The 6,210-nt window shown below is 71.9% G+C and carries 5 protein-coding genes; 1 reads left to right on the forward strand and 4 read right to left on the reverse strand.

Annotated elements, in window-relative coordinates; translation table 11 throughout:
* Positions 1–144: 144 nt before the first annotated feature.
* A complete protein-coding gene (locus ADK55_RS08515) occupies positions 145–1,341 on the forward strand; it encodes a tyrosine-type recombinase/integrase (RefSeq protein WP_078998643.1) in 1,197 nt (398 codons plus the stop codon).
* Between the two features lie 132 nt (positions 1,342–1,473).
* On the opposite strand, the gene ADK55_RS08520 is transcribed toward ADK55_RS08515, so the two are convergent.
* From ADK55_RS08520 to ADK55_RS08535, 4 genes are all read right to left on the reverse strand, one after another.
* Positions 1,474–1,869, reverse strand: a complete 396-nt coding sequence (locus ADK55_RS08520; RefSeq protein ID WP_053676872.1) for a thioredoxin family protein — start codon at positions 1,867–1,869, stop codon at positions 1,474–1,476.
* Positions 1,870–2,028: 159 nt separating this feature from the next.
* On the reverse strand, positions 2,029–3,468 hold the full coding sequence (locus ADK55_RS08525) for a benzaldehyde dehydrogenase (RefSeq protein ID WP_053676869.1): 1,440 nt from the start codon (positions 3,466–3,468) through the stop codon (positions 2,029–2,031).
* Positions 3,469–3,710: 242 nt separating this feature from the next.
* The gene (locus tag ADK55_RS08530) at positions 3,711–4,910 is read right to left on the reverse strand and encodes a thiolase family protein (protein WP_053676870.1); all 1,200 of its coding nucleotides are present in this window, start codon (positions 4,908–4,910) and stop codon (positions 3,711–3,713) included.
* Positions 4,911–5,192: 282 nt separating this feature from the next.
* Positions 5,193–6,170, reverse strand: coding sequence for a LacI family DNA-binding transcriptional regulator (locus ADK55_RS08535; protein ID WP_063839482.1), 978 nt, complete (start codon positions 6,168–6,170; stop codon positions 5,193–5,195).
* Positions 6,171–6,210 lie beyond the last annotated feature (40 nt).

A 6,210-nucleotide genomic window follows, 5' to 3' on the forward strand; every position in this document is an offset into this window, starting at 1 on the left:
CTGCACTGGTCACACTGGCGAAGACTCAGTCAGACACGCGCCCGCGACAGCCACTACAAACAACGCGGACATACCCCTTAACTGTGATTGCAGTACTAGGTCAGCGTCTCAAACTGATCAGTGAGGCCACGGGGAGGGAACAACATGGCCGAGATCAAGAAGATCACCCTGGCCAACGGCAAAACGCGGTACCGGTTCGTCATCGACATCGGACACGACGAGAACGGCCGGCGGAAACAACTCACCGTCACCAAGGACACGGCGACGGAGGCCAAGAACGAACTGGCCCGACTCCAGCACGAACGGAGCACCGGCCAACTCATCATGCCGAACAAGGTCACCGTGTCCGAGCTGCTCAACCTGTACATGGCGAGCAAGGCCGACGACCTCGAAGAGACGTCGATCGTCGGGTACAGGAACTCCCTCGTGCACGTCCACACCTACCTTGGGCACAAGCGGCTCCAGGAGCTGACCGAGGACGACGTCGAGTCGATGGTGGCGTGGCTCCTCGTGAGCGCGCGACGGCGCGGCGGGAAGCCGGGTACGGGCCTGCGGACCATCACCGCAAGCGGCGTCCTCGGCCGGCTACGGACAGCGCTCAACTACGGCATCCGGCGCCGGCTGATCGCCAGGAACGTCGCCGAGCACATCAGCATCCCGCGTAAGGCCCGCAAGGTCGAGAAGCGGGAGAGCCCGCGGGCGGCACCTTGGAACGTGGTGGAGGTCAAGGAGTTCATCCTCGGTGTCCGCGACGACCGGTTGTTCGGGCCGCTGCTCCTCAGCCTGATGGGGCTTCGGCCGGCTGAGGTGTCGGGGCTGCGGTGGGATGACGTCGACTTCGAGGCGGGCACGTTGAGCGTCGCGAACACGCGGACGCTGATCGGAAACGCGCGGGTCGTCGAGAAGGACACCAAGAGTGAGGCCGGTGAGCGCACGCTCCCCCTGCCGGACCCGGTCCGGCTGGCACTGCTGAACTTCAAGGTGCTCCAGGCGGCGGAGGCCGCGACCGCGGGCGAGGGGTACACGAGCGGCGCGTACGTGTTCGTGGACCCGCTCGGCACGGCGATGAACGGCCGGCTCCTGCGGGAGCACGCGTACGCGCTGATGGCTGGCCTCGGGCTCCGCAAGGTGCGCCTGTACGACGCCCGGCACTCGTGCCTGACGTTCCTCGCGGTGAACGGGGTGCCGGACACGATCCTCGCCGCGTGGGCCGGCCACACGAACGCGAACTTCACGAAGCGTGTCTACGTCCACCCGACGGCGGCGGACATGCATGAGGCGGTCGTTCACTTGAACGCACTGCTGGGGGTCGGAAGCGACGCCTCCGACCCCCAGGTGTGAGATTTTGTGAGATTTCCGCTACCCAGCGGAGCGTCAAACAGCCCCTGATCTGCGAAGCAGCCGGATTCGGTAGAACTCCGCTTCAGTCATACGGACCAGTGTCACCGCAGGCCGGGGGCGGTGGTGACAATCTCAGGCCTCCGGCGTGCCGGAGTCCCCCGCGCCCTTGGCCTGCTCGGCCGCGATCTTCGCCCTGACCTCGTCCATGTCGAGGGCGCGGGCCTGCGCGATGAGGTCGGTCAGCGCCGCCTCCGGCAGCGCGCCGGGCTGGGCGAAGATCGCCACCTGGTCCCGGACGATCATCAGCGTCGGGATCGAGCTGATCTCGAAGGCTCCGGCCAGCTCCTGCTGCGCCTCGGTGTCCACCTTGGCGAAGACGAGGTCCGGGTTCGCCTCGGAGGCCTTCTCGTAGACCGGCGCGAACTGGAGGCAGGGTCGGCACCAGCCCGCCCAGAAGTCGATCAGCACGAACGGGTTATCGCTGACCGTCTGGTCGAAGTTCTCCTTGGTCAGCTCCACGGTTGCCACGGTGTTCAAACCTCCTGATTGGTGCGTGTGCTGCTTGAACGAATGGCCCGCCCCATGAATTCCTGCCCGCCCCCGCACCACGCTGATCTGCGAGAACGCTCCCCCACCCCGGCGGGCGACCATCGGACCCGCTTCAGGACGGCGGCAGTCGGACCGGCCTCAGAACGGGTGGCCCGCCGGCGTGGCGCGCACCGTCGTCCAGCGGAGTTCGGTGAAGGCGTCCAGGTTCGCCTCCCCGCCGAACCTGGCTCCCGTGCCCGAGGCGCCGACGCCTCCGAAGGGCGCCACGGCCTCGTCGTTCACCGTCTGGTCGTTGACGTGCGCGATCCCGGTCGGGACGCGGTCGGCCAGCTCCAGCCCGTGCGCGGCGTCACGGGTGACGATGCCCAGGGAGAGCCCGTACGGGCCCGCCGAGGCCAGCGCCACCGCCTCCTCCTCCGTCGCGAAGGACCGTACGGGCGCCACCGGGCCGAAGACCTCCTCCGCGTAGGCGGGCGAGTCGTCCGCGACGCCCGCCAGGACGGTCGGACGGTAGAAGAGCCCCTGGTGGGTGCCGCCCGCGACGAGCTTGGCGCCCTGGGCGGTACTCGCCTCGACCAGCGCGTGGACACGCCGGACCTGGTCCTCGTCGATCAGCGGGCCCAGGTGGACCCGGTCCCGGTACGGGTCCCCGACCGCCAGCTCCTCCGCCCGTGCGGCGAGCCGCTCGACGTACTCGTCGTACAGCGAGGCGTGGACGAGGTGCCGTCCGGCGGTCATGCAGATCTGGCCCTGGTGGAAGAAGGAGCCCCAGGAGGCCTGTGCGACGGCCGCCTCGACATCGGCGTCCTCCAGCACGACGAGCGCCGAGTTGCCGCCCAACTCCAGGTGCGCCCGCTTGAGATGACGTCCCGCCAGTTCACCCACGGTACGGCCGGCGGCGGTGGAGCCGGTGAACGACACCACCCGGACGCGGGGGTCCTCGACCACCGCGGCGCCGGTCCGCGCGTCTCCGGGCAGTACGTGCAGCAGCCCGGCGGGCAGGCCCGCGGCGGCGAAGACCGCAGCGAGGGCGAGGCCACCGCAGACTGCGGTCCGACGGTCCGGCTTCAGCAGGACCGCGTTGCCGAGGGCGAGCGCCGGCGCGACCGAGCGGATCGACAGGATCAGCGGCGCGTTGAACGGGGCGATGACCCCGACCACCCCCGCCGGCACCCGTCGGGTGAAGGAGAGCCGGGGCGCCTCGCTCGGCAGCACCTGGCCGGCCGGTCGCGAGGCCAGCGCTGCGGCCTCGTAGCACTCCTGGGCGGCGACGTGCAGCTCGAAATCGGCCTTGCCCGGTATCGAACCGGACTCCCGCACCAGCCAGTCCCTCAGCTCCTGCGCGTGGGTCGTGAACAGGTCCCCGGCGCGGCGCAATACCGCCGACCGCTCCAGGTGGGTGGCCCGCGCCCAATCGGACTGCGCGGCCCGGGCACGCACGGCGCCCTCCGCCACGTCGGCGGGCGCGGCGAGGTCCAGCGTGGCGAGGGTACGTCCGGTCGCGGGTTCGACGATCGGGGCGGTTCCCCCGGTCAGGGTGGGTCCGTCCTGCCAGAGCGTCGGATCGAGGAGCGGCATGGCGCGGGGCCTCCGGGTGGGGAAGGAACGGGGCGGGGGGCGGCAGCACGCGCCATCGTGTCAGACCGGCAGACCCAATTCTGTTCAGTTATTGGGCAGTTGACGGGCCGGGTGACCGGAAATGATCGAGACGGCGGTGGCGCTCCCGCTCGCCTTCCCGACCTCACGCCTTCCGGCCACCCACGCATGAGCACCCACTCATGAGCACCCGCCCTCATGAGCACCCGCCCACGACCGCCGGTTCAGCGCTCCAAGACCAGCGCGATGCCCTGTCCGACGCCGATGCACAGCGCCGCCACACCGGTTCCCGAGCCGGCCGCCGCGAGTTGGTGGGCGACCGAACCCGCCAGTCGCGCCCCCGAGGCCCCGAGCGGGTGGCCGATCGCGATGGCTCCACCGCGCGGGTTGACCTTCGTCGGGTCCAGTTCCGGCCAGGCCGCCAGGCAGCCCAACGCCTGGGCGGCGAAAGCCTCGTTCAGCTCGAAGGCGGTGAGGTCGGACAGGTCGCGGCCGGCCTTCGACAGCGCCCACGCCACCGCGTCCACCGGCCCCAGGCCGAACAACTGGGGCTCGATGCCGGTGACGGCGGACGCGCTGATCCGGGCCAGTGGCTCCCTGCCGGTGGCCGCCAGCCCTTCCTCGTCGGTCAGCAGCAGCGCGGCGGCGCCGTCGTTCAGGGGGGAGGCGTTCGCGGCGGTGACGGTCCCGGAGCCGTCCGAACGGAACGCCGGCTTCAGCCGGGCCAGCGCCTCGGGCGTGGAGCCCTCCCGGATCGACTCGTCCCGGACCAGATCGGCGCCCGGGTACGGGACGACCTCGTCGGCGTAGAGCCCCGAGGCCCAGGCGGCGGCGGCCTTGCGGTGGCTGTCCAGGGCGAAGAGGTCCTGCGCCTCGCGCGTGATCCCGTGCTTCTCGGCGATGAGTTCGGCACCCTCGCCGAGCGAGCCGGTCCACTCGGCCGGCATGCGCGGGTTCGTCATCCGCCAGCCGAGCGTGGTGGACCACATCTGCTGGTGTCCGGCGGGGAAGGCCCGCTCCGGCTTCTGCACCACCCAGGGGGCGCGGCTCATCGACTCCACGCCGCCGGCGATGGCGACGGACGCGTCCCCGAGCGCGATGGCCCGGGCGGCCTGGATCACGGCTTCGAGACCGGAGCCGCACAGTCGGTTGACCGTCACACCGGGAACGGTGACGGGCAGCCCGGCGAGGAGCACCGCCATCCGGGCGACGTCCCGATTGTCCTCGGCCGCGCCGTTGGCGTCGCCGAACACGACGTCGTCGATGCGGGCCGGGTCGAGGTCGGGCGTGCGGTCCACCAGCGCGCGCACCACGTGGGCGGCCAGGTCGTCCGGCCGGACCCCGGCCAGGGCTCCGCCGAACTTGCCGATCGGCGTGCGGACGGCGTCGACGACGTACACGTCGCGGACGGTGCGGATGCTCATGGGGTCTCTCCTGGGCGGATCCGTACGGGCGGCGCCGCGACGGCGCCGGTGTGGGCACCGGCCCGCGACGCCGGGTGCGCCCGGTGGGGCGCGCCCGCAGTCTCCGTCCGGCGATCACCGCCTGTCAACGGTTCCCCGGGTCCGCGCGCCCGTGCCGGGGCCCGAGCCGGCTCGATCCCGGACCGCGCCGCGCCGGGAACCAGGGGCCGCCGAGCCGCGGGCCCCGGGTCCCGGCCCGCGGACCGACGGGATCGGGGGATCGAGGATCGCGGGGTCGCCGTGTCAGGTGGACTCGCGGTGGACGGCCGTCGCTGCCATCAGGTCGTGCCGCTCCGAGATCTCGGCCGGTTCCCGTACCGCCGCGTCCACCAGGGACGCCAGGTGGTCCCCCGTCGGCAGTTCGAGTGCCACGGTGCTCAGCCTCGGCCGCAACAGTCGCCCGATCAGCAGGTCGTCGGCGCCCATGACGGCCACGTCCTCGGGGACGCGCAGCCCCGCGTCCTGCAAGGCCCGCATCAGCAACATCGCGTACTCGTCGTTGTAAGCGAAGACCGCGTCCAGCCCGAGCGTTGCCCAGCGGGCGGCGAGCGCCCCGGCCGACTCCTCGGTGTACGCCATCGTCAGCGCCTCGATCTCGGCGCCGGCCACCGAGCGGGCCCCGGCCAGCCGGGGTGTGGAGAACAGTTCCAGGCCGCTCTCCTCGGGGACGATCACACCGATCCGGCGCCGGCCGCGCTCCACCAGGTGGGATGCGGCCCGGACCCCGACCTCCGCCTGGTCCATCACCAGCGCGTGCGCGCCGGGCACGCCGACCGGGCCGAGCGTGATCACCGCGCGGGCCCCGGCCCGCTTGAGGGTGGCGACGTTGCGCGCGGACAGGGTGATCTCCCCGAGCGAGATCACCGCGACGGGTCGCAGTTCGGCCCAGGCGGGGGCGGCCTCGTCCCCGCCGAGGCCGAGGCTGCCGTATTGGACGACGGTGTAGTCGAGGCGGCGCAGGGCCCACTGGAGTTCGTTGAGGAAGGTGCTGTACAGCGGGCCGATCGGCACGTGGGAGGTGGGCAGCAGGACGATCCGGGTGTGCCCGGCGCGCAGGCTGCGGGCGGCGGCGTGCGGGACGTAGCCGAGTTCCTCGGCGGCCGCGCGGACCTTGCGCCGGGTGGGTTCGCTGATGCGCACGGCTTCCGCGTTGTTCAGTACGTACGAGACCGTCGCGCGCGAGACGCCCGCGAGGCGGGCGACATCGGCGCTGGTCGGCACGGGGTCCGGTACGGGCCCGGGGGTGGGCGCCGGCGCGGGG

It is taken from the genome of Streptomyces sp. WM4235 (assembly GCF_001279725.1).
Lineage (GTDB): Bacteria > Actinomycetota > Actinomycetes > Streptomycetales > Streptomycetaceae > Streptomyces.